Annotated in this window: 22 protein-coding genes; 5 read left to right on the forward strand and 17 right to left on the reverse strand. The window is 31.8% G+C overall.

Features of this window, described 5'->3' with window-relative positions; translation table 11 throughout:
* Nucleotides 1-4 precede the first annotated feature (4 nt).
* From SYNTR_RS06590 to SYNTR_RS06610, 5 genes are all read right to left on the reverse strand, one after another.
* Nucleotides 5-736 carry an ABC transporter permease gene (locus SYNTR_RS06590; protein WP_156203775.1) on the reverse strand — a complete coding sequence of 244 codons (732 nt, stop codon included), beginning with the start codon at nucleotides 734-736 and terminating at the stop codon, nucleotides 5-7.
* Nucleotides 723-1,835, reverse strand: coding sequence for a betaine/proline/choline family ABC transporter ATP-binding protein (locus SYNTR_RS06595; protein WP_156203776.1), 1,113 nt, complete (start codon nucleotides 1,833-1,835; stop codon nucleotides 723-725). Before SYNTR_RS06595 ends, SYNTR_RS06590 begins: the two co-directional genes overlap by 14 nt.
* Before the next feature lie 19 nt (nucleotides 1,836-1,854).
* On the reverse strand, nucleotides 1,855-2,475 hold the full coding sequence (locus SYNTR_RS06600) for an ABC transporter permease (RefSeq protein ID WP_156203777.1): 621 nt from the start codon (nucleotides 2,473-2,475) through the stop codon (nucleotides 1,855-1,857).
* Nucleotides 2,476-2,926: 451 nt separating this feature from the next.
* Entirely contained in the window at nucleotides 2,927-3,976 is a 1,050-nt protein-coding gene (locus SYNTR_RS06605; protein ID WP_156203779.1) for a glycosyltransferase family protein, read from the reverse strand.
* An 88-nt stretch (nucleotides 3,977-4,064) separates the two neighbouring features.
* Entirely contained in the window at nucleotides 4,065-5,669 is a 1,605-nt protein-coding gene (locus tag SYNTR_RS06610) for an acyl-CoA dehydrogenase family protein (RefSeq protein ID WP_156203780.1), read from the reverse strand.
* 658 nt (nucleotides 5,670-6,327) lie between these two features.
* Between SYNTR_RS06610 and SYNTR_RS06615 the strand changes: the two genes are divergently transcribed.
* Nucleotides 6,328-6,822 carry a MerR family transcriptional regulator gene (locus SYNTR_RS06615; protein ID WP_197079044.1) on the forward strand — a complete coding sequence of 165 codons (495 nt, stop codon included), beginning with the start codon at nucleotides 6,328-6,330 and terminating at the stop codon, nucleotides 6,820-6,822.
* Between the two features lie 18 nt (nucleotides 6,823-6,840).
* On the opposite strand, the gene SYNTR_RS06620 is transcribed toward SYNTR_RS06615, so the two are convergent.
* Complete coding sequence (locus tag SYNTR_RS06620; protein ID WP_243140153.1) at nucleotides 6,841-7,461, reverse strand: lactate utilization protein; 621 nt, start codon at nucleotides 7,459-7,461, stop codon at nucleotides 6,841-6,843.
* 137 nt (nucleotides 7,462-7,598) lie between these two features.
* Nucleotides 7,599-9,998, reverse strand: a complete 2,400-nt coding sequence (locus tag SYNTR_RS06625; RefSeq protein ID WP_156203782.1) for a heavy metal translocating P-type ATPase — start codon at nucleotides 9,996-9,998, stop codon at nucleotides 7,599-7,601.
* Nucleotides 9,999-10,247: 249 nt separating this feature from the next.
* Between SYNTR_RS06625 and SYNTR_RS06630 the strand changes: the two genes are divergently transcribed.
* The 4 genes from SYNTR_RS06630 to SYNTR_RS06650 all read left to right on the forward strand — a co-directional run bounded on the left by SYNTR_RS06630 (nucleotide 10,248) and on the right by SYNTR_RS06650 (nucleotide 14,265).
* Entirely contained in the window at nucleotides 10,248-10,628 is a 381-nt protein-coding gene (locus SYNTR_RS06630; RefSeq protein WP_156204719.1) for an MOSC domain-containing protein, read from the forward strand.
* A gap of 341 nt (nucleotides 10,629-10,969) precedes the next feature.
* Complete coding sequence (locus tag SYNTR_RS06640) at nucleotides 10,970-11,374, forward strand: GntR family transcriptional regulator (RefSeq protein WP_156203784.1); 405 nt, start codon at nucleotides 10,970-10,972, stop codon at nucleotides 11,372-11,374.
* Complete coding sequence (locus SYNTR_RS06645; RefSeq protein ID WP_156203785.1) at nucleotides 11,352-12,251, forward strand: ABC transporter ATP-binding protein; 900 nt, start codon at nucleotides 11,352-11,354, stop codon at nucleotides 12,249-12,251. Before SYNTR_RS06640 ends, SYNTR_RS06645 begins: the two co-directional genes overlap by 23 nt.
* Nucleotides 12,226-14,265, forward strand: coding sequence for a DUF6449 domain-containing protein (locus tag SYNTR_RS06650; RefSeq protein WP_156203786.1), 2,040 nt, complete (start codon nucleotides 12,226-12,228; stop codon nucleotides 14,263-14,265). Before SYNTR_RS06645 ends, SYNTR_RS06650 begins: the two co-directional genes overlap by 26 nt.
* 116 nt (nucleotides 14,266-14,381) lie before the next feature.
* On the opposite strand, the gene SYNTR_RS06655 is transcribed toward SYNTR_RS06650, so the two are convergent.
* The 10 genes from SYNTR_RS06655 to ylqF all read right to left on the reverse strand — a co-directional run bounded on the left by SYNTR_RS06655 (nucleotide 14,382) and on the right by ylqF (nucleotide 23,521).
* Nucleotides 14,382-15,188, reverse strand: a complete 807-nt coding sequence (locus SYNTR_RS06655) for a bifunctional 5,10-methylenetetrahydrofolate dehydrogenase/5,10-methenyltetrahydrofolate cyclohydrolase (RefSeq protein WP_156203787.1) — start codon at nucleotides 15,186-15,188, stop codon at nucleotides 14,382-14,384.
* A gap of 20 nt (nucleotides 15,189-15,208) precedes the next feature.
* Complete coding sequence (locus SYNTR_RS06660) at nucleotides 15,209-16,060, reverse strand: deoxyribonuclease IV (RefSeq protein WP_197079045.1); 852 nt, start codon at nucleotides 16,058-16,060, stop codon at nucleotides 15,209-15,211.
* Nucleotides 16,061-16,069: 9 nt separating this feature from the next.
* A complete protein-coding gene (locus tag SYNTR_RS06665; protein ID WP_156203789.1) occupies nucleotides 16,070-16,417 on the reverse strand; it encodes a YraN family protein in 348 nt (115 codons plus the stop codon).
* Nucleotides 16,418-16,419: 2 nt separating this feature from the next.
* The gene (locus SYNTR_RS06670) at nucleotides 16,420-16,698 is read right to left on the reverse strand and encodes an EscU/YscU/HrcU family type III secretion system export apparatus switch protein (RefSeq protein ID WP_156203790.1); all 279 of its coding nucleotides are present in this window, start codon (nucleotides 16,696-16,698) and stop codon (nucleotides 16,420-16,422) included.
* A 12-nt stretch (nucleotides 16,699-16,710) separates the two neighbouring features.
* Entirely contained in the window at nucleotides 16,711-18,285 is a 1,575-nt protein-coding gene (locus tag SYNTR_RS06675) for a hypothetical protein (RefSeq protein ID WP_156203791.1), read from the reverse strand.
* Entirely contained in the window at nucleotides 18,263-18,949 is a 687-nt protein-coding gene (locus SYNTR_RS06680) for a ribonuclease HII (protein ID WP_156203792.1), read from the reverse strand. The genes SYNTR_RS06675 and SYNTR_RS06680 overlap by 23 nt, the downstream gene beginning before the upstream one ends.
* Before the next feature lie 123 nt (nucleotides 18,950-19,072).
* The gene (locus tag SYNTR_RS06685) at nucleotides 19,073-20,947 is read right to left on the reverse strand and encodes an NAD(P)/FAD-dependent oxidoreductase (RefSeq protein ID WP_197079046.1); all 1,875 of its coding nucleotides are present in this window, start codon (nucleotides 20,945-20,947) and stop codon (nucleotides 19,073-19,075) included.
* Nucleotides 20,948-21,224: 277 nt separating this feature from the next.
* Nucleotides 21,225-21,434, reverse strand: coding sequence for a sulfurtransferase TusA family protein (locus SYNTR_RS06690; protein ID WP_156203794.1), 210 nt, complete (start codon nucleotides 21,432-21,434; stop codon nucleotides 21,225-21,227).
* Nucleotides 21,435-21,445: 11 nt separating this feature from the next.
* Nucleotides 21,446-22,522, reverse strand: coding sequence for a YedE family putative selenium transporter (yedE, locus tag SYNTR_RS06695; RefSeq protein ID WP_420885498.1), 1,077 nt, complete (start codon nucleotides 22,520-22,522; stop codon nucleotides 21,446-21,448).
* A gap of 162 nt (nucleotides 22,523-22,684) precedes the next feature.
* Complete coding sequence (ylqF, locus tag SYNTR_RS06700) at nucleotides 22,685-23,521, reverse strand: ribosome biogenesis GTPase YlqF (RefSeq protein WP_156203796.1); 837 nt, start codon at nucleotides 23,519-23,521, stop codon at nucleotides 22,685-22,687.
* Between the last annotated feature and the right edge of the window lie 4 nt (nucleotides 23,522-23,525).

The following is a 23,525-nucleotide window of genomic DNA, read 5'->3' on the forward strand; positions in this document are numbered from 1 at the left end:
AAAATTAAGTAATCTTTATACCCCTTTGTTCTAAAATTGCTAATAAATGATCGAAAGTTAGTGCTAATAATGCACTTAATATACATCCTACTAACAGTAATGATAATCGTTGTACCTGAATCCCAGTTACTATTAAGTGTCCTAGTCCTCCAGCGCCTATGAATGTAGCCAAGGTTGCGGTTCCAACATTTATTACTACAGCGTTACGAATACCTGCCATTATTACAGGAAATGCTAATGGCATTTCTATTTGGTATAATATCCTATAGTTTGGCATTCCCATACCTTTAGCTGCTTCAATTACACCTGGTGGTACACTTTTTATTCCAGCATATGTGTTTCTTAAAATTGGTAGTAATGAATAACACCATAGAGCAAAAACTGCTGTATAAAATCCTAGGCCAAATATTGTGAAAAATAATGCTATGATTGCTAAACTCGGTACTGTTTGAGCTACATTAACTGTATTCTCAATAAATGGGCCTATTGCTCCTACTTTTTCCCTGCTTATTATTATTCCTAGAGGAATAGCTGTTAGGATAGCTGCTATGGAAGATACTAATACCATGGTTATGTGTTCCTGAGTCAATCGCAATATATAGTCATAACTCAACACCCTAGCTGCCATAGCACCTCCGGGATTGTTTACAAAGTAAATTGTTATTCCTATTCCTAAACCAATAAATAATATTACAGGAATAAATTTTAACCATAAGTTATTACTATGCTGCATCATCTTTCATCAGCTCCAATATATATGCTATGGTTAGTACTCCTTTAGGTTCTTGGTTGTCGTTTAATACTACAGCATATTTTTCTCCTGTATTTAACATTGCAGATAGTGCATCTCCTAATGTTGCTTCATCTTGAACTAAGCTACTGCATGGTTTTATTAAGCTTTCTAAGGCTTTATTTTCCTTGTTGTTTAGTATGTGCTTAGTTTCTAAGATTCCACAAAATCTTAAGTTTTCATCAGTTACCGGTAAAGCTTTTGCTTTGCTATCTAGTAGTTGTTTGGATGTTATTTCTGATATGGTGTTTAGGTTTATGCTTGGTAATTTTGTATTTAGTACATCTTTTACTTTGATTAAGTTTAATCTTTTGATTGAGCGATTGCTTCCAATTAATGATTCTACAAAGCTATCTGCTGGAGAACTTAATAAGTTGTTGGGTTCATCATACTGTATAAGGTTGCCTTCGCGCATTACCGCAATTTTATCTCCCATTTTTATTGCCTCATCTATATCATGAGTTACAAATATTATGGTTTTGTTTATCTCTTTTTGTAGTCTTATAAACTCATTTTGTAAGTGGGTTCTTGTTATTGGATCAACTGCTCCAAATGGTTCATCCATTAATAATATAGGTGGATCAGCTGCTAAGGCTCTTGCTACTCCCACTCGTTGCCTTTGACCACCACTTAGTGCATCTGGTTTCCTGTTTCTATAAATTTCAGGATCTAATCCAACTAAATTTAATAGTTCATCTATCCTTGAATTTATTTTTGATTGCGACCACTTTTTCTCTTTTGGTACTGTTGCAATGTTTTCTGCTATTGTCATATGTGGAAATAAGCCTATTTCTTGTATTACATAACCTATGTTTTGGCGCAGTTCTATTGGGTTTAGATTGGTTGTATCAGAATCATTTATTTTTATTATTCCTGATGTTGGTTTTACTAAGCGATTTATCATCTTCATCGTGGTTGTTTTACCACAACCTGATGGACCTACAAATACACATGTTTCTCCTTCGTTTATTTGCATATTTAAATTATTAACTGCTGGTACTTCTGAACCCGGAAAAACTTTATGCAGATTCTCTAGTTTTATCAAAGCACTACACCTCCTTTTTTTAGACTCTAGTGCGATGTTCTGCCCACTTTAATAGTCGGTCTGCTACTATTGCTACAATTGAAACAAAAATTGCTCCTACTAGTACTGAGTTCATATTCCACTGTGAGATTCCTCGGAATATGAATTCTCCTAATCCACCTGCTCCTACAAAGGATGCTATGGCTCCTATTCCTATTATCATTACTACTGATGTTCTAATTCCTGCCATTATAATAGGCCATGCAAGTGGTAGTTTGATTTTGCGCAATATATTAGTTTCATTCATTCCCATACCTTGTGCAGCTTGTATTACAGCAGGATCTATCTCCTCTATACCTGTATATGTGTTACGTACTATTGGTAATAAAGAGTATAGAACCAATGCTATTACACCTGTTTTAAAACCTATGCCAAATAGGGGTATTAACAGGCCAAATACTGCTAAGCTTGGTATGGTCATTATTACTTGGCATATGTAAAGTACACCTCTTGCCAAGACTTGGTAATAGCTAATTAGGACACCTAATCCTACTCCTATTAGCACTGCAAAACCTACAGATACTCCGACTAATACAATATGCTCTGCTGTTAATCTGATTACATTGTCTAGATTGTTAATAAAGTAATACCATAAATCCATATAATCACCATTTATACAGGAAACGGGTAAAAAAAGAAAAAAGGCATGCAATAAATTCAGTCTAGATTATATTTTAAAAATCTAAACCTAGAGTATGTACATTCTTCACCAAATGCCTACAAATAACTAGTTAACAAATGAGTTGTAAACTAGCCCTACCACTTTACGTGGATATCCCCCCCTATATAAATTCATTCCCCCTGCTTTTTAAATTTTTTAACTTAGCGTTTCTATAAAGTAATATTAGCATATTTTTCTATTTTTTTCTATTTTTTGGCATTAGTATGTTTTATTTAAATTATTGTTGTTTTAACCTGTGTTAAAATTAGCTTGCAGTAAACTTATAAAAACTCTAAAACATTGTATGTATTATAGTGAAATAAAAAAACCTGTTCTTTAAAAAAAGATCAGGTTTTTATTTCTATATCACTTTAAATTTAAAAAATACACTTTATAAATGGTTTCTTATGCTTCTTATAACTGTTTTCGCCCTTTCTTGCCATGAATTAAGTTGGGCAGTTTCCATTCGACGTTTCTTGATAACCATAGAGTCTTCTTTTATTGCTTTTTCTATTGTTCGAAAACAGTTTTCCTTATTTATAAAATACGTTAAATCTGAATATCTTCTTTTGATCTCATAAATATCAGTTGCTAATATAGGCTTACCCGCACTAAGGTATTCATAATACTTTACTGGATCACATGCTTTTACTAGTTCAGTCAATCTGAAAGGAATTAAAGCAAGATCAAACTGTGAAAGATAATAAGGTAGCACATTATAATCTTTGTGTTCTAAGACCGTTATATTTGGATGATTCAAGTCATAATTATAGTATTTGTTGTTCCCAATAAGAACTACATGATATCTTTCAGCTATGGTTTTAATTAAATCAAAGTCTACCCAAGAAGCAAGGGCTCCATAAAAACCAACAACTATGCTAGATGTAGCTGGAAAATCAATGGGTTTTGGTAATTTTTCTGCTGCTTTAGCAAAATGATTATAATCAGCTCCATTTGGACAATAATATATGGCTTTACCGTATTTTTGATAATAATTAATTAATGCTTCTGATGTACACATAATTAAATTAGATCTTTGAAGAGCTTTGTCTAGATTTTCTAACCAAAAATTCAGTTCTTCTACTGGGCTATCAATAGCATCGAAAACAATTAGATCATAGTGTTCTTGATCTGCATAATAGTAATAGTTGGGATAACTCAGCCAAAGTATTTTTTTCCCCTTTACTAGGTGACTAAAATCAACATCTTTTTTTACAACATATAAGTTAGGTTCCATTTCTATAATAGGTTCTTTTAATTGCCTAAATTCTTCACTACTAATAAATATTGAAGTAACACCCTCAAAAGTAGATAAAGCATTTAGAAGTTGTTGAGGACGTTGATATAATAAATACCAATCAACTACAGGTGGATAAACAATAGTTATTTTTAAATCTGTATTAATTTTAGTAGATTTTACTCTACTTTTTTTTATTTGCATATAAATCCCCTTTATACATTTATCAGCATGTCAAGAGACATTAGACAATATAGAAAAAACAATAATAATTTTGATTAGAATTTTTATCTTAGAGTTTTTTTAAAACTTGCTGACGAGCAAGTTCTTGAAATGCCATCATAAAATCATCTGATAATTTATCCCATCTTTTTGCAATACAGATGGTCTTTTCATCTAAGTTATATAAATTTGGATGAGCTATTATTTCATTTATTAATTGAGTATAATGTTCAATTTCTTCTTTGTCAGAACCTGTTAATGATTCATTAACAAATTCTTCAATAGAAAACCAATCTGCATTTATTTTAAAATCATTGTATAATTTAGTAAGTAGTTCATTTCTAGGTCCTTCACACAGCTCAAATATATTAGAATTTCTATATAACCGAGGAAGGCAAGTAAAATCTTCTATTACTCCTTGAGTGCCTAAGATAGACATAGCTTCGTGAATAATATTGGTGCTCACTTTTGAATTGTATATTTTTGCAAATAAAACTAATTGTCTTGCTAAAAACTTTTTCTTGCGGACTTCAATTGGATCAGCCTTGTTTATTACTTTAAACTTACCTCCACTTTGTAAAAATAAATCAAATAGCTTAAATGAACCAGCTACTATTCTTTCTAGTTCTGCTTGTAATTCACGCAATTTAACTACCACTAACGGAAATTGATTTATTTTAACACCAAATGTTTCTTTAAATTCACTATATAGTTTAGCTTCTCTTACTGCCCTTATAGCCGCACCAATAGTAGTAGTACCGATTCCAAGCTTAGAATGTAACAAAATTGTTTCTAATACATTATTTGTTTCATAATCAAAATCACCTAAGAGGTATGCTATGCTACCATTAAATGTCATCTCAGCAGTAGGTAGTTCAACAGTACCTAATTTCCATTCTAAACTCTCTATGGTATACCCATTCCTATAATTATTTTTCTTCTCTTCTGGTAAATAAGCAGGTAGTAGAAATATACCGGTTTTTTCAGAGTTTTTGATTTTAGCAATTATAATGAAATAATCAGCGTGAATTGCGGAACAAAAAAACTTAGACCCAAATAATCTCCAATTATCCTCTTCATATTGGGCTTCTAACGTAATGGTAGCTACATCTAATTCATTTTGTATTCCAGATAAAAACTGAGCTCCTATGCCAAATTCTCCATTAATCCCTTCTTTACAATGTCGTAAGATTTTGTTAATTTCGGAATGACGATTTGAGGAATCGGTTAGTTCGTCGATGATATGGATTAAGCCTTGAGTACATAGTAATGGATACATTATCCCAATTTCACCATTTTGGTTTAATAACATTATTTTAATGAATCTTTCCCAATCTCCTGTGGTTTCAGAAAATAATCCTGAGGCAAATATTTCTTTTTCCATTAGCTCCATTGTTATAGGTCTTACTACACGATCTATTCTATTATTAAAATTATCGTAATTTATAATATAAGGTCTATTTTCGATTTTTGTACACTCATCAGCCATATCAGTCCATCTAAAAGAAACATTGTTACCATATTCCTTAAGCTTTTCATTTAAATAATCATAATCATTTTTTATATAATGCTTGATGCATCTTTGCAAAAATATATCGTGTTCAAAAAAATTTATTCGCCGTTTTTCAAGCCATTCTTTAAAACTGTAAGGGTTGTTTTTTTCTGGCAAACTCATAATTTCACCCCTTTATAAATAAATCTTTTTAGTAATTAAGATATTCTTGAAACTGTTAGCCTATTCCTAACTAAATACTAGTTAACAGTTTTAGAAACAAAATTGCCGCCTTTTGTTAGGCGGCTAAGCTCTTTTTTTATTGTTACTTAATAACTGACTTGAGAAATATTAAATTTAAGCTTTTAAAAAAGAGGGGAAAGTGGTTAGGTTAACAATCAAGTTAATAAGGAGGTTAACAGTTAAGTTCATAAACTTGAAACTGTTTTTAGGTATTTAATAAATACCTGTGAAGGTTGTAAGCTGGATTTATGGGGCACTTCACTTGATTGCCTAACCTAATAATAACTTATGAACTATATGATAAAAAAGTGCTAACTATTTATAATTTTTTTTATTTTTATTAACAAACTTTAATTTAACTGCAAAAAGAAGTTAACAAAAATTTTAAGGTTGAGCTAAATTATTCATTTAGCCCCTTAAGCAACTAGGCATGTGCATAGGTTGCAAAAAATAATAAATAAAATTTTAGGTTAATAATTAACTTAACATTTTAATATATTTTAATAGTAACAACTAATTTAGCATTTTAGTTTTCGTTAATAATGCTAGTGGCAATTTTTCTATTTGCCTATTAGTAAATGGTTAGGAGGAGATAAGAGTGAGAGAGATACGTTATAAAATAAGTGAAGTTTCGGATTTATTAGGTATAGAACAGCATACATTAAGATACTTAGAAAATAGTTTAAAATTAAAAATAAAAAGAGACGAACGTGGTGATAGAGTATATAATGATTCTGATTTAGAAACATTTAGATTAATATTAAGTCTTAGGGATAAAGGGCTTAATACTACAGCAATAAAAATGGCCTTAGAAAATTTAAATCAATCGGATGAAACATCAGTTGCACCAAAAACCTCTACTAACAATAATATAGAAATTTATGAAGCAATTGCAAACATAGAAAAAATAGTAGAACAAAATGATAAACTAATTAAGCAAAATGAAAACCTTGAAAAAAGAATTGAGAATCTAGAAAAAAAAATAGACGAAAAAGAAAGCAATCGTCAAAGTAAGATTGATGAGTTAATAAGACTTTGGAAAGCAGAACAAGAAAAAAATAAATCCTGGCTTTCTAAATTGCGAGGTAGGTAGCCAAGATTAAGAATACTATTAAAATCCTAGTTCTTCATTTATAATTATGACTTTCATTTTACTAGATAAAGGTTGTTTTTCTATTATAGTAGTAACATTACACATTCTTTCTGGACTATTACAATCTCTACACTCACCTATTTGTGCACAAGGTGTTTTGCGATCTAGTCTTCTAGCATTTTTATAAGCATTAGCTTTTACATGTTTTATAGCTGCATGTACGTCTTTAACAATTTTGTTTTTACCACATACTATTATAACCTTCTCATGACCATATATCATCGATGAAACCCTATTGCCAACACCATCAATATTCACAAGCTGTCCATTTTCAGTTAATGCATTTGTACTTGATAAGTAGACATCTGTAGTCATTGCTTTTCTTAGTACTTCTTGTTTCTTTTCAGGTGCTTCTTCAAGCCAATGAAAATACACTTCATTCCCTCTATTAATTAACTTCTCAGGTATTTTTAGTGAGTCTATAGTTACTGAACCACCTATTCCTACTGTTTGGTTTTGTTCAATTTCTTTTAATAGGTAATCTACAGCCTCATTAGAGTTTTCAAAGTACTCTGCTTCAATATTGTTTTTATTAAGTGCTTGTATTGTTTTTTCTATTGTTGTATCGATTGCTATCACCTCTTAAATAATTGTTTATTGGTTCCACTAGCAAGATGTTATACTATCTAAGGTATTTGCAATGGAATATTTATTTATTTTAAATCAATTTATAAATAATGTGTACCTAAAACTATTAAGTCTTGAGGTGACATGCACTAATACTCTGCTTTAAAGGTTCTTAAGCGTAGAGAGTTTAATAAAACTGATATGGAGCTAAATGTCATTGCTGCTGCAGCTATAATGGGTGATAAAAAGCCAGCAGCTGCAAATGGTATTGCCGAGGTATTGTATATAAATGCCCAAAATAGATTTTGTCTTATAGTTTTTATAGTTCTTTTTGATAGTTTTATAGCAATGGGTATACCACGTAGGTCACCACGCATTAATGTAATATTTGCTGTTTCCATAGCTACATCTGTTCCTGTGCCTATTGCTATACCAGAATTAGCAGTTGCCAAAGCAGGAGCATCATTTATACCATCCCCAACCATCGCTACTGTTTTGCCTTCTTTTTGTAGTGTTATTATTTCTTCAGCTTTATACTCTGGTAAAACCTCTGCCAATATATTCTCTATTCCTACTTGTCCAGCTATTGCTTTAGCAGTTCTATAGTTGTCACCAGTAATCATATATACTTCTAATCCCATATCTTTCAAATCACTTATTGCTTCATATGAATATTCTTTAATAGTATCAGCTACCGCTATAATTCCTTGTAGCTTATCTTTTATTGCAAATAACATAGCTGTTTTTCCTTGATTCTCTAATTTATCAATTATGTCATTAGCTTGATTTACTGAAATTTGTTTAATATCTAATAATCTTTTGTTACCTAAAATTATGGTTTCGCCTTTATAATGTGCAATAATCCCATGACCAGGAATTGCTTCAAAATCTTCTGGATCAGGCAATTTAGAGTTGTCTTCTTTGGCTTTATTGTATATTGCTTCACCTAATGGATGTTCGGAACCTTTTTCTGAAATTCCCGCATAAAAAAGAATATCTTTTTCGGATAAATCTCCTAAGCTAATGATATCAGTGACTTCTGGTTTGCCTTTAGTAATAGTACCGGTTTTATCTAACACAACAGTATCTATCTTATACGCATTTTCTAAATACTCTCCACCTTTTATTAAAATCCCATTTTCTGCTCCCTTTCCTGTTCCAACCATTATAGCTGTAGGTGTAGCAAGTCCTAATGCACATGGACATGCTATTACCAATACTGCTACTGCACTAAGTATAGCAATAGAAGCATTAGTAGTAATAAAGTATTGAACGATAATTGTTAAAATAGCAAACACAACAACTGCTGGAACAAAAATTGATGAAACTTTATCAACAAGCTTTTGGATAGGAGCTTTGGCTCCTTGTGCTTCTTCTACCATTTTTATTATTTGAGCTAGCGCTGTATCCTTACCTACCTTTGTTGCTTCAAATTTCAAGCTTCCTGTTTTATTTATTGTTGCCCCTATGACAGCATCTCCTTTTGCTTTTTCCACTGGTATACTTTCACCAGTCAGCATTGACTCATCTACTGAGGACCTTCCTTCTATAACCTTCCCGTCTACTGGCATCTTTTCACCTGGTCTGATTAATACAACATCACCTACATTTACATCCTCTAAAGGTATATCTATTTCCCCTTCTTCTCTTAACACCCTAGCAGTTTTAGGTTGTAATCCACTTAATTTGCGAATCGCCTCTGATGTTTTACCTTTGGCTACTGTTTCCATGTACTTACCTAATATTACTAAAGTAATAATAATTACTGAAATTTCAAAGTATATTTCATGCATATTGCCTTGCAGGATATTATAAATACTATAAAAATAAGCAGCAGTTGTACCCATTGCTATCAGTACATCCATATTTGCACCTCCACCTCGAAGTGCAATATAACTGTTTTTGTAAAATCTATAACCTATAATAAACTGTACAGGAGTTGATAATATTAGTTGAAATATTGGGTGATGAAATGGCATTAAGCTTATACCAAAAAGCATAAGTACCATAGCTATAATTAATGGTAAGCCTAGAATAACTGAAGCTATTAGAAGATAACGTAATTCTCGTTCTTCATCTTTATCTAAATTTATATGTTCATTTTTATTTGCTTCATCTGCAATTTCAGCTTTAAAGCCTAATTTATCAATTTTGTTTTTAATATCGGTAACTGATACTTTATTATTTTCAAATCTTACACTAGCTTTGTTAGTTGCTAAATTAATATTTGCTTCTATTATGCCATCAAGTTTATTTAACCTATTATCAATACGAGCTGAACATGCAGCACAAGACATTCCAGTTATATCAAGGCTTACTTCAGATATATCATCATCTTCAACTATAGCTTTATATCCTGTTTTCTCAACTTCAGATACTAAGGTTTTAGAATCAGTTTGCTTTTTATCATAAGAAATTAGTGCTTTATTAGTCATCAAGTTAACACTAACTTCATCTACCCCTTGGATACTTTGAAGTTTTTTCTCCACTCGTTGTGAACAAGCAGCACATGTCATTCCAGATATTTTTAACACTGTTTTTTTATTCAAAATATATTCTCCTTAACAAAAAAATAGTTGGGGTTATTCTTTACTAGTTAGCTTTTTTTTAATTATTAGTTTAGAATAATGTTATAATTTTATAGCCTAAATAATCCAATATTATGTTATACATTATAATAAAGATATTTAAATTAAAAATCTACCAATAAACTACTATAAACAGGGGGAATAGATTTGTATAAAGGCGAAATTTTAGCAGTTTGTTTAAGTGCTAGAAAAGGTGAAAAGAAAAAAGATATGGGTAGAGGTTTCTTAGAGGTTGATTCTGGACTTAAAGGAGATGCTCATTCAGGACCTTGGCATAGACAAGTTAGTCTTTTAGCTCTAGAAAGTATTGATAAAATGAAAAAACACGGGTTGGATTTGGAATATGGAGATTTTGCTGAAAATCTTGTAGTTAAAGGAATAGAGTTAGATAAACTTCCAGTTGGGACGATATTAAATCTAGGTAGTGGTGCAGTTTTAGAGGTTACTCAAATCGGTAAAGACTGCCACAATAGTGAGTGTGCAATTAAACAACAAACTGGTGAATGTGTAATGCCATTAGAAGGTATTTTTGCTAAAGTATTAAATGGCGGACTAGTATCTGCTGGAGATACAATTGAAGTAGTAAAATAATAGTTTGAAAAACATACTAGGAAACTGGAGGAGGGAAGCACGGGGACGGTTCTTTTGCTTCCTAAAAAAGGAAGCAAAAGAACCGTCCCCGTGCTTCCTTGAATGTGCAATGCCATTAGAAGGTATTTTTGTTAAGGTGTTAAAAGGTGGACTAGTATCTGCTGGAGACAAAAATGAGGTAGTTGAACAATAAAATATAATTTAATTTCGTATAAATTAAGGAAACAATAAAAATTGTTTCCTTTTTTTATTTACAAAACAATAATTAAAGATTATAATCAAATTGTATCATGTGTACTACGCATAATAATACGCGCAAAACTCGAGGAAGGAGGGGCTTAATGTTTGAACTTGATTTACGCAGTAGATTACCGATTTATGAGCAGTTGGTTGAAAAGATTAAGGATTTAATTATAAACAATGTGTTAAAACCTGATGAAAAACTACCTACGGTTCGGGAATTAGCCAGTGAATTAACAGTTAATCCTAATACAGTTCAAAAAGCCTATCGTGAGCTTGAGCATTTAGGGTTTATTTACTCTGTACCTGGTAAAGGTAATTTTGTTAGAGAAGTAGCTCCTGAGCATAATACTGCAAGATTACAAGCTTTAGAAAATGAGTTATCAAGGATTATTAATGAGATGCTTTACCTAGGTACTAGTCCAGAAGAAATAGATGCTCAGATTAATGCCTTATTACCAAAAGATAAAGGGGGTAACAGTAATGATTCAAGTCCAGAAGGTTAGTAAAAGTTATCAAGATTTAGAAGCATTAAATGATGTAAGTTTATCAGTTAATAAGGGCTCAATATATGGTTTAGTTGGATCTAATGGAGCGGGAAAAACAACTCTACTGAAACTGCTAGCTGGGATATATAGACAAGATTCAGGTGAGCTTTCTATTGATTCTCAATCAGTATATGAAAATGAATTAATAAAAGATAAAATAGCTTTTATCCCTGATTCTTTATACTTTTTTCCTAACTATACTATTCAGAACATGGCAACCTTTTATTCCCGTATTTACTCAAATTGGAATCAAGAGCGTTATGAAAAATTAGGTAATGTTTTTAATATTGCACCTAATAGACGCTTAAAAACATTATCCAAAGGTATGCAACGCCAAGTTGCCTTTTGGTTGTATTTGTCTATTATGCCTGATGTTATGATTTTAGATGAGCCTATTGATGGTCTAGATGCAGTTATGCGTCAAAAAATCAAAAATCTTATTATCCAGGATGTAGCTGAACGAGATATGACTGTTATTATATCATCTCATAATTTACGAGACTTAGAGGATATCTGTGATTATATAGGGATTTTACACCAAGGAACAATGCTTATTCAAAGAGATTTAGATGATTTAAAAGCAGATGTACATAAAATACAAATTGCATTTAACGGTGAAGTGCCTAAAGACTTACTAGCCAAAATACAACCACTCTATCAAGAGAAAAGAGGTAGTGTCCTTATTTTAATTGTACGTGGTGACCGTGAGGAAGTAATCAAAATAATGCAGTCTTTTAATCCTGCTATTATAGACATTCTACCCCTCACGTTAGAAGAAATTTTTATTTATGAAATGGGGGATAATGGATATGAAATTCAAAACATCCTTTATTAATACAGGTATACTGCTAAATGATTTAAGAAGATATTCAATGGTAGGTTTAGTATATTTATTAGGCCTTTTAGCTAGTATTCCCCTACAATTATTTATGCTTTATAGCAGAGATGTAGATACTACCTTTTCATATTGGAACTATACTCGCGTTCTTGATCCTAGTTCATCTGCATTTTTAGGAATATTAACATTAATAATACCTGTGTTAACAGGCTTATTACTATTTCGATACTTACAAACTAATAAAGCAACTGATATGGAGCACTCTCTACCTGTTAAGCGCAATACTCTTTATACAACACGTGTTGTAGCTGGTATAATTCTTCTTTGTACACCTATAATCATAACTGCTTTAACTACTTGGGGAGTAGTCAATGGACTAGGTTTAGAAGCCATCAGCAATAATCATATTTTTACATGGATGAGTGTATCATTATTATTTAACCTTATCCTATTTATGACTAGTGTTGCTATAGGTATGGTTACAGGTATGTCATGGATCCAAGGTATCTTAACATATATAGTTTTATTCTTACCCAGCGGCTTATCTATGCTAGTATTATATAATTTAGAGATTTACGTTTATGGTTTAGCTACTTCCGCTTATAGTCGGGGTATAGAGGGACTGTCTCCTTTAGTAAGATTAATGGAACAGCATAGAACTCCAATTGAGCTTAATGAAGTTATAATTTATTTAATATTGATTGTTGCATTATTCTTTATAGGTAAATATCTATATCAAAAGCGTCATTTAGAATCAGCAGGAAATGCTATTACATTTGATATATTACGACCTATATTTAAATATGGTGTAACTTTTAGCTTTATGTTAGTATTAGGTGCTTATTTTTATGGTGTTCAAGGTGGTTTAGCTTGGACTTACTTTGGCTATGTTATAGGTGCATTAATAGGATATTTCTTAGCTGAGATATTACTAAATAGGTCTATATATGTTTTTAAGTGGAAAAATATTAAAGGGTTTGGAATTTATTCTTTAATTATTATTTTACTAATTGGACTTCTAAATACTAATATCATAGGTTACGAAACTAGACAACCTGATTTAGCTGAGGTTGAAAGTATTTATCTTAATAATTCCTTTTACCAGTTATATCAAAGTGATAGAGTAGTACCAAAACATATAATAGATTATGATATGCATCGAGCTGTTCCAATTTATACAAAACAAGAAAATATAGAAAACATACATGCTTTACATGAGGCAATAATTGATAATATTGATGAAGAAAAGGAAGAACTGGATTCAATAAATCGTTATGAAAGACGTAAGCATGTAGCTTTAGTTTATAACTTAAAAAATGGTAATAAAATGTATCGTCACTATCATATTTCTTATGTAAAATATGGTGAGTTATTAAAGCCTATATATGAGTCTAGAGAATATAAGGAGTTTAACTACGAAATTTTAAAGCTTGATTCGAATAGAGTTAATTCAATAAACTTTAATGCTATTCATACCAATAAAAATTTACAAATTTCAGATCAACAGTTAATAAAAGAAACAATATCTGTAATTCAAAAAGATATTTATGAGTTAACTTTCGAAGAAATGATGCGAGGAAATTCTAGAAAACCAGCTTGGGCAACTGGAAGTATATTCTTTAATAATGATGAACACAGAACAAGTATAACTTTTGAAAAATCATACAATAATTTTGAGCAGTGGCTAAAGGATAATGGAAAACTTGAACAAGTACGCATAATGCCAAATGAAATTGATAGGATTATAGTTACAGGTATAAAGGATCAACAAGTTGATGATTTAATGCACTGGGAAAGGCGCGCTCGATTAACAGATAGACATTATATAGAACAATTACTAGAAAAGCCCGATACTATCATAGTTGATGAAAAAGATAAGATAGAAATATGTCTTCGCGCTTTTTATGAACGTACAGACCAACCACAAAAAGAAGTTATCTTACAGCTAAAAAATGGTGATAATTTTGGTGGTTACTTAATAGAAGATGAAATACCCGAGTTTTTAAGGTAATGGTTAAACTAATAAGGAAGCAAAGGTTACCCTTTGCTTCCTTATTAATATCCAATTTTTGGTATCCTAGATAATAATTCCTTAGTTCTTTTCATCAAGTTCTTTAAATAAGAAAATTATTGCTCACTTAGTACTCTAAGATTGTCAAACAATTCTGCTACAGTAATTCCCCCTACACCACCAGGAACCGCACTTGCCATCGCAGCTTTATTTTTAGCTGCTTCATCTACATCTCCACACATTTTGCCATCTACAAAATTAATTCCAGCATCTATGATTACTGCATCTTCTCTTACCATATCTGCAGTAATAAAGTTAGCTTGTCCTAGTGCAGCTACTATAATATCAGCGTTTCTGATTTCATCTTCTATGTTTTTGGTACGAGAGTGACAAAGGGTTACTGTTGCATTTTCATTAGTCATCATTACTGCTAGTGGATGCCCTAATATTTTACTTCTTCCAATTATAGTTACTTTTTTACCTTGTAAGTCTACATTATGTTCTTTGAGCATTCTAATTACAGCTTTTGGTGTTGATGGTTTTATACCATCCTCTTTGCTAATGAGTTTACCTAAATTTATATTGTTGATACCCTCTACATCTTTTTCTACGTAATCAATTAGGTTATTTATATCTAATTGTTTAGGTAATGGTGTTTGAATCATAATTCCGGTAACACTATTATCATTATTGAGCTTAGTTATAACATCTTTTAATTCATTTTCACTTGATTGTTCGGGTAGGTTTAAAATTTCTAGTTCTACTTCTGCTTCATCAGCGAATTTTTTAATTCCCCTAATATACGCTTCTGAGGTTTTATCATCTCCCACTTGTATAACCACAAGTTTCATCGATTTTTTGGCAGCTTCCTCTTTAATAGATTGTTTCATTTTAGCAACTATTTCTTTACCATAAATTATCACTTTTCTTCCTCCCAATTAAATTATTTATTTTTTATACTCTTTAGAGTATTTATGTCTGTATCTATGGTATCAATCGGAGTTTCTAGAATAAAGGGAAGGTTTTTAAAAAATTTATTATGCATAAGCGCTTTAAAACCTTGTATACCTATAAATCCTTCTCCTATCATAGTATGACGATCTCTATGTGAGCCTAATTCTTTGGCACTATCGTTAGCATGTACTACTTTTATTTTTTCTGTTCCCACGGTAATATTTATAATATTTAATAATTCATCTATATCATCAGTGGTTCTACATTCATATCCTGCGGCAAATGCATGACATGTATCATAACAAACTCCTACTTTTTCAGATTTTGTTATACCATTTATAATTTGATTAAGCTCGGCGAAGTTTTTTCCCACTTCTGTTCCTTGTCCAGACATTAATTCAAGTAGTATTTGCGTTTTTCCATTGTGCTGATCTATAACTCTATTTAGTAAATCAATAACCCTTTCTATTCCTTGATCTAAAGTAGAAGTAGTATGAGAACCTGGGTGTAAAACTAAATAATCAGCTCCTACTAAGGAGCATCTTTTTAAATCCTCTAAAACTACTTCATAGGCAAAACTATAAATGTCATTTTTTACTGATGCTGGGTTACAAATATAAGGGATATGAACTACGATTGGTGAAATATTATAATCTTTAGTAATTCTTTTAAAGTAGTTTATCTCATCATCTGTTAAATTACGTGCTCCACGGCCTCTTGGATTGCGTAAAAAGATTTGTAAGGATTCTAAGCCTTTTTTCACAGCTTCATCTGAAGTGCTTTTTAGTCCTTTAGATATTGGTAGATGTGCTCCTATTCTTGGGTTGTTAATTTTCTTCACCTCTATATATTAAAATGCGTTTTCTATATGGTTTATTTTAATAGTATTGCCTTGTAAGTTTATTGCAATAACATCAAACCTTATTTCATCGTAATAAGCATTGCTTTTATTAAGATAAGCTGCTGCTAATTTTCGTATTCTAGCTACCTTTCTATAATCTACCGCTTCTTCTGGTACTCCAAAGTTATAGTTAGTTCTAGTTTTAACCTCCACAAATATAATACTATTATCTTGTATGCAAATTATATCTAATTCTCCTTGCTTTGTATGAAGATTTCTTTCTAGTATTCTATAACCTTTTTTGATTAAGTAGTCTGCAGCTATATCTTCGCCCTTTTTTCCAATCTGTTTTTTCATTACTAATATTCTCCTTGATAATCCCTATCCATGGTAAAAATAAATGCTAATATTTCTGCCACTACACCATAAAGTTCAGGAGGTATTTCTTCGTATAAATCGAGCTTGGTAAGGTATTCTACTAATTGGTTGTCCTCTTTTATAGGGATATTATATTCTTCTGCTAATTCTTCAATTTGCTTAGCTATATAACCCCTTCCCTTTGCTATTACACGCGGTGCATTATCATTTTCAGGTTGATACCGGAGAGCAACTGCCTTTTTTTGTTGATTATCATGCATACTATACCCTCCTTATACTGTCACATCTATAGAAAATGTTTTCATAACAGGAACTTCTTCTTCTATTTTTGGTCTCATTACATCAATTTCACTGCTATCTTCAGCTACTTTAATTCCTAAATCAGTTACTGAAAAACCTAATGTTTTAAGCTTTTGTAACAATTTATTGATGTTTTTTGATAAATGCTTACTTACTTCTTCACTTTCTACCACACCTTTAAGCGTTAATTCACCACTTTTATACCAATTTATGTGAAATAAAACTATCCCCATATTATTGGTATCATGGGAAACTATTAGCTTAAAATTATCAAGTTGGGAAGTAGTTTTGTTTTTAAAACCTTTGTTTATTTTTATAGAAAATAATTTATACTCTTCCTCAACTAATACTGGTATTGAAAAATAATAATAGTTAACTGAGTTGTCACCAGTTAACCTTGGCAAGCTATTAAAAGCTCTTTGACCAGACAATTCTTTTTCAAAGCTTTCAATACTATTAAAAATTTGATTTATTACCGGATTATTAATTCTCGTATTTTTTACAAACTCCTTCAAAAGTACAAGATTTTTTAATAATTCATTTTCAGCTAAAACATTGTTTTGAATAGCATTGCTAATTTGCTGTAATGATGATTGATTTGGATTAATCTCTATACTCCTTACCATTTGTGTAAATATGTTTTGCAAGCCAGTAAATAGTAGGTTGCTTGCTATGCTTCTTGAAGGCAAGGTATTGTTAGTTAAGTTACTAGCATCTGATATATTAATGTTTTGGTTTGTTTGATTTTGAGTTAAAATTGGTCTATTCTGATTTGGCTCCATAGTATTACCTCTAGGGGTATCTGAACTAGTAATATTTATCTGTGGTTGGGATGGATTAGAATTAATATTTCCTGTATTAGTACTTGTATTGATCTGTTGACTAGCATTATTAGAAACTGTAGGCTGCTGTGTATTGGGAGCACGATTAGGCGTAGTATTGGTACTAGTGTTTTGATTAGCACTTGAGTTATTTAAGTTGTTTAATAGTGTTTTAATATCAGAAAACATATTTGCCATATTATTTCCACTTAAAAATTGGCTAAGGGCATTTAATGTCTGGGAGTTTATTTCCATTCCACGTGAAATAGCAAAGGCAGTTATTTCTAGATTTCTTTGATTAAATTCTCCTAATATTCTGCTACCTTGTTCTAGCTGTGATAAATTAGATTGTGTAACTGGCATGTTATGTTGAATTAGTTTTTTTGCCATCATAATATTTTCATTTCTTGCCGGTATACCCTGCTCTGATAACTGTGCTCTAATATTGGCATTTTCCATTTGCTCCATCTGAACAGGAGTTACTGGTTTTAAATATGCTTTCCCATCTCTAAATCCATCTACTATCAAAAAAAGTTCTTGTCCCGGTCTAACCGCAAACTGACAAAATGCTTCTGTCATTCTACCTTTTAACGCTAACATAATTAAACCATTATCTCTTACACCATGAACTAAGCCCTTTACTACCTCTCCTTTTTTCAAGTTTAGACCTTGTACTGAAGTTGTTAGGTTTAGCATTACCCGATCAAAAGAGACCTGGTTGTTCACTATAATTTCCTCCTACTATCAATGTTTTAACTGGTTGAAAACTAACTCTATGAATTGGTGTTACACCATTTTTAAATAATGCTTGAATATGCTTTTTGGTAGCATAACCTTTATGCTTACCAAAGCCATAATAAGGATATAATGAATCATATGAGTTTAAAAGATTATCCCTTTCTACTTTGGCTAATATCGAAGCACAAGCAATAGACATGCTTTTACTGTCACCTCTAATAATAGATTGCTGTTTAATATTTATATCGTTAATTTTTAGTGCATCTATTAATAAAAAATCTGGTTGCAGTGTTAGTCCATTTATAGCAAGCTTCATAGCTTCTATAGTTGCATTTAATATATTAATCTCATCTAAGTAAGGAGGATTTATAAAGGCAACTGCCCATGCTAAAGCCTGTTTTTTTATTTCCTGAGATAAGTACAAGCGTTTTTTTTCAGTTAATTTTTTGGAATCATCTACTTCTTCTAATATAAAATCAGGAGGGAGTATAACAGCACTAGCTGCTACAGGCCCAGCTATGCACCCTCTCCCTACTTCATCAACACCTGCGATTAACTCGTAACCCTGTTTATGTAATTCAGACTCATACATTTTCATTTCTTCTAAACGATTTAACTCTTCTAATCTTAAGAATCTTATCTTTTCTTGCATTCTTAATTCACCTTTTTTATTATCAATTTTTCAAAACTAGAGGGGAAGCACGGGGACGGTTCTTTTGCTTCCTTTTTTTAGGAAGCAAAAGAACCGTCCCCGTGCTTCCCCACCCGTGCTTTCTTATTTATTTTTTAATATATAATATACTTGTTCACCTACCATATATCCTTCTAACATAGCATCCCTAATACCTCTAACTTCTACTGCATCACCTATAGCAAAAACCAGAGGTATTGATTTTTTAACTTTATTATATATTTCATTAGAAGGTGTTCTACCTACAGCATAAACCACATAATCAAAATCGATTATTTCTTCTTTTTGAGAATTATTAATCAAAGCTTGATTAATATCTATTTTAACAATTAGAGAATTAACTTTCTTAATTAAACCTTTATTTTCTAAACGATTCATTAAATCACGTCGATTTTTCTTTTCCATATTTTGAGCCAGGTGGGGTTTTTGTTCTAATATTATTACATTATTACTTTCCAATAAAAATTCAGCTGTCTCACAGCCTACTGCTCCCCCTCCTATAACTAATACTTTTTTATTTTTAATCACTGTTTTGTGATTTAAAATATCATCTGCACTTATAAATTTGGAATAATCGTTAGATTTTATATCTAACATGTTTGGTTCTGAACCAGTTGCCAAAACCAATATATCTGTATCTATAGCTATGTCCTTAAAATCAATATAAGTATTTAGAACTACATTTACTTTTGATTTATAAACTCTTTTTTTTAAATTTTCTTTAAATAATTTAATCCTTTGTTTATATGGTGGTATTGATGCAATGTTTAGTTGGCCTCCTAATGATGATTCCTTTTCATAAATTGTTACATCAAAACCCTTCTCACTTAATGATAAAGATGTCTGCATGCCAGCAGGACCACCACCTATTACTACAGCTTTAAATTTACCATTTATACTTCGTTTTTCTCCATTATTTTCTACTCTTCCAATCATAGGGTTTACACTACATTTTACAGGTAAACCTTTAAATCTATTTCCAACACACATATTGCACATTATACATGGTGTAATATCAGCTAATTTATCATCATGAGCTTTATTAACCCAGTCACTGTCAGCTAATAATGCTCTCCCCAAAAATACATAATCTGCTTGATTTTTTGCAATAATATTATTGGCCATTATTGGACTACATATTACCCCCCCGGTAATAACTGGTATACTTACAGCTTTTTTCACCTTTTCCGCTAAATATACTCGCCAGCCTTCTGGATATGAAACTGGTTCTACACTAGTTAACCCAGACTCATAAGTACCACAAGAGGTATGAATTATATCAACACCACTTTTTTCAAGCACTTGACATATTTTTATTGCTTCATCTGGCTTTAAACCTCCTTTTACAAAATCATCTATGTTAATTCGTACAGATAATGCAAGCTTAATAGGTAAGTTTTTTATACCATTAACAATTTCTAGCAAAAAACGTATTCTATTATTAAAGCTTCCACCATATTCATCATTTCTTTTGTTGGTGTGGGGTGATAAAAATTGATTTATTAAATAGCCATGTGCAGCATGTAATTCCACACCTTCAAACCCAGCCACATGTGCATACTCAGCAGATGTTATAAATTTTTTAATTAAATTTTCTATTTCATCTTTTGTTAGCTCTCTAGGATTTTCTTTTACCATAGAACATGGAATTGAAGAAGGAGCAACTGGTTGGTTACCAGTAACTTTTTCTGAAGATTGCCTACCTCCATGAAATAACTGAATAAAACATTTACTACCATAACATTTTATAGACTTAGATAAGTTAAACAATCCATTTATATATCGTGGATGATCTATATTAAGCTGATTTGTTCCTTCTCTACCATAAGCACTGTCTACACATGCAGCTTCAACTATTATAAGACCCACACCACCAGCAGCTCTAGCTTCATAGCATTTAATTAGTGAATCAGTAACTTTTCCTTGAGTACTTGCATAACCGAATGTCACAGGTGCCATTACTATGCGATTTTTTGTAAATAGATTACAAATATACCCCCTTTTAAAAATATGAGGAAATCTACTCATTTAGCTCTTCAACCTTTCTTTACTAATTATTGCATATTATACCACATGAAGCTAAAAGCATATAGATTTAAAAACTTTTACATCCTGGGAAAAGCACGGGGGTCGGAAGCACGGGGGCGGTCTTTTGCTTCCTTTTCAGGAAGCAAAAGAACCGTCCCCGTGCTTCCGACCCCCGTGCTTCCGCATATCCCTCATGCTCATAAATTATTTATTTTTTTATTTCCATTTCCCAATCGTTTTTCTCATCTACTGTAAGATTAGCATCAAAACCTTGGGACTTTACTAATCTTAATACATTTTCTTTGGCAACTTGAGAGGTGCCTAAGATTAATAATTCTTTGGCCCCCTTATCAATAGCTTTTTTTGTTTGTAATACCGGCATGGGACAACTTAGTCCTCTAACATCTAATTTATCCATATTTTTACCCCCTACTCCTCTCGATAGCTATAACCAATCCAGAACATAAATAAAATACCTACAACACAAGCAATTTGACCATATATACCAACACCATCTGGACTTGCAGCAAATAAGAAGTTATGTGCAAATGCTGCTCCTACTACCATACCAGCCACAACTGCAGCAGCATCCATATCACCTTCACCGGTTAGAATTAGTTGTCTTAAAGGACATCCTCCTAGTAGACATGCTGCTAATCCAACAAGGTATAGACCTAGGAAGTTCCAAATATGCATAGTGTGTGCTATTGGTTGATCTTCAAATCCTGGATTAAAGAAGCCAAAAGGTATATTAAGTATTAACGCACCAGCAAATATACCTAAAAATCCGATAAGTAAATAATTGTCTCTTATTAAAATATAATCTCTAATACCCCCACTCAAGCACAGTCTAGTACGTTGAGCTAACACTCCAACTATTAAGCCTGCGGCTAGTGCTACAAAAATCGGAGCAAACATTGAACCTGGTCCAGTTTCACTGAAGAACAGTGGACCACCTGCATCAGGATTGAAAACAGTGCCTTTTAATAATAGGAAATAGAAAAACACAAATACCAGTGGTAGTACAACCCCACCAGCATTAGAATGGCTATAATCTTGTCTTCCTAAATTAAATCCATTTCTTAAAAAGTATACTCCAGTTGCTACCCCAGCTACAAATCCTAAAAAACCTATGTAGGCATTAAAGTCTCCACCAGCCATTCTAAGAACATCTCTTAAAGGACAACCTAAAAATACAAGTGCACCTATCATCATGAATACACCCATAATAAACCTTAAAAATGTAGAAGAACCTCCGCGAGCTTTAAATTCCCCTGAAAACATAGCAATTAGCATTGCACCTAATATAAGACCAATAATCTCAGGACGCATATACTGAACTACAGCCGCACGATGTAATCCAACAGCTCCAGCAATATCCCTTTCAAAGCATGCAATACAAAATCCCATGTTCAAGGGATTACCTAGCTTAACCAAAATTGCAGCAATTACACCTACAGATAAACCAGTAGCTAAAATTAACCACTTACTCCTATCCAACAACATTACCTCCCACTTATAACCAAAGGTTATGGCTATAACTTTTAGTTATATTATTTATGTTTAATTATAATAGATTTATTCTTTATGTTTTTGTTTATTCCTGCTTTTGTTTGACAAAATTCTCAAAAAAAATACGCCCATATAAGGACGCAAGTTTTTTTATTATTAATCAAGACATATTTTGCCTAAAAAACCTTTACGAAAGTCATTTAAAATTAGTTGATAGGTTTTTTGTATGTTCACGTCTCCTCCTTTATATATATGACCTCTTTTTCTTGCAATTTCAATTAATATTTCTCCTATCTCTTTATCTAAACTTTCAATTTTATACTTTTCTTTTAATGTCTGCGAAAATGTCTTTTTTAAGTATTCAACAAGAAATATTGCTACCTCCTCATTATCATATGCATTTTCCCCGACGAGACTTAAAAGTGCAAGTTTTAACCCCTGTTCCTCACTTTCTACTTTAGGCCACATTAAACCTGGGGTATCCATAAATTCAATATCTTCTCGAATCCTTACCCATTGTTTTCCTCTGGTCAAACCAGGCTTAGCACCTGTTTTAGCCATTTTTTTACCAACTAGGTTATTTAAAAAGGTTGATTTGCCAACATTAGGGACCCCCACTACCATTACCCTAGCTGGCCTAACTCGTCGGCCACGCTTTACCATCTCTTCAGCTAGTGGTTTGTAAGCTAGCTTTATCGTGTTAATAACGTCTTTAGAACCTTTACCTTTAATAGAATCTATTGCTGTTACCCAAAACCCTTCTTCTTTAAAGTTACGCAAATGCTTATTAGTATCCTCTTTTTTTATTAGGTCTTTTTTGTTTAACACATATATTATTTTTTTCTTTTTCGCGATCTCTTCTAGATCCATATTTCTACATGACAATGGCGCTCTTGCATCAACTAATATTAATACTATATCAACTAACTTTATATTTTCTTCAATTTCTCTTTTGGCCTTAACCATATGCCCTGGGTACCAGTTAATTGCCACTATA

The organism is Candidatus Syntrophocurvum alkaliphilum (assembly GCF_009734445.1).
GTDB lineage: Bacteria > Bacillota > Syntrophomonadia > Syntrophomonadales > Syntrophomonadaceae > Syntrophocurvum > Syntrophocurvum alkaliphilum.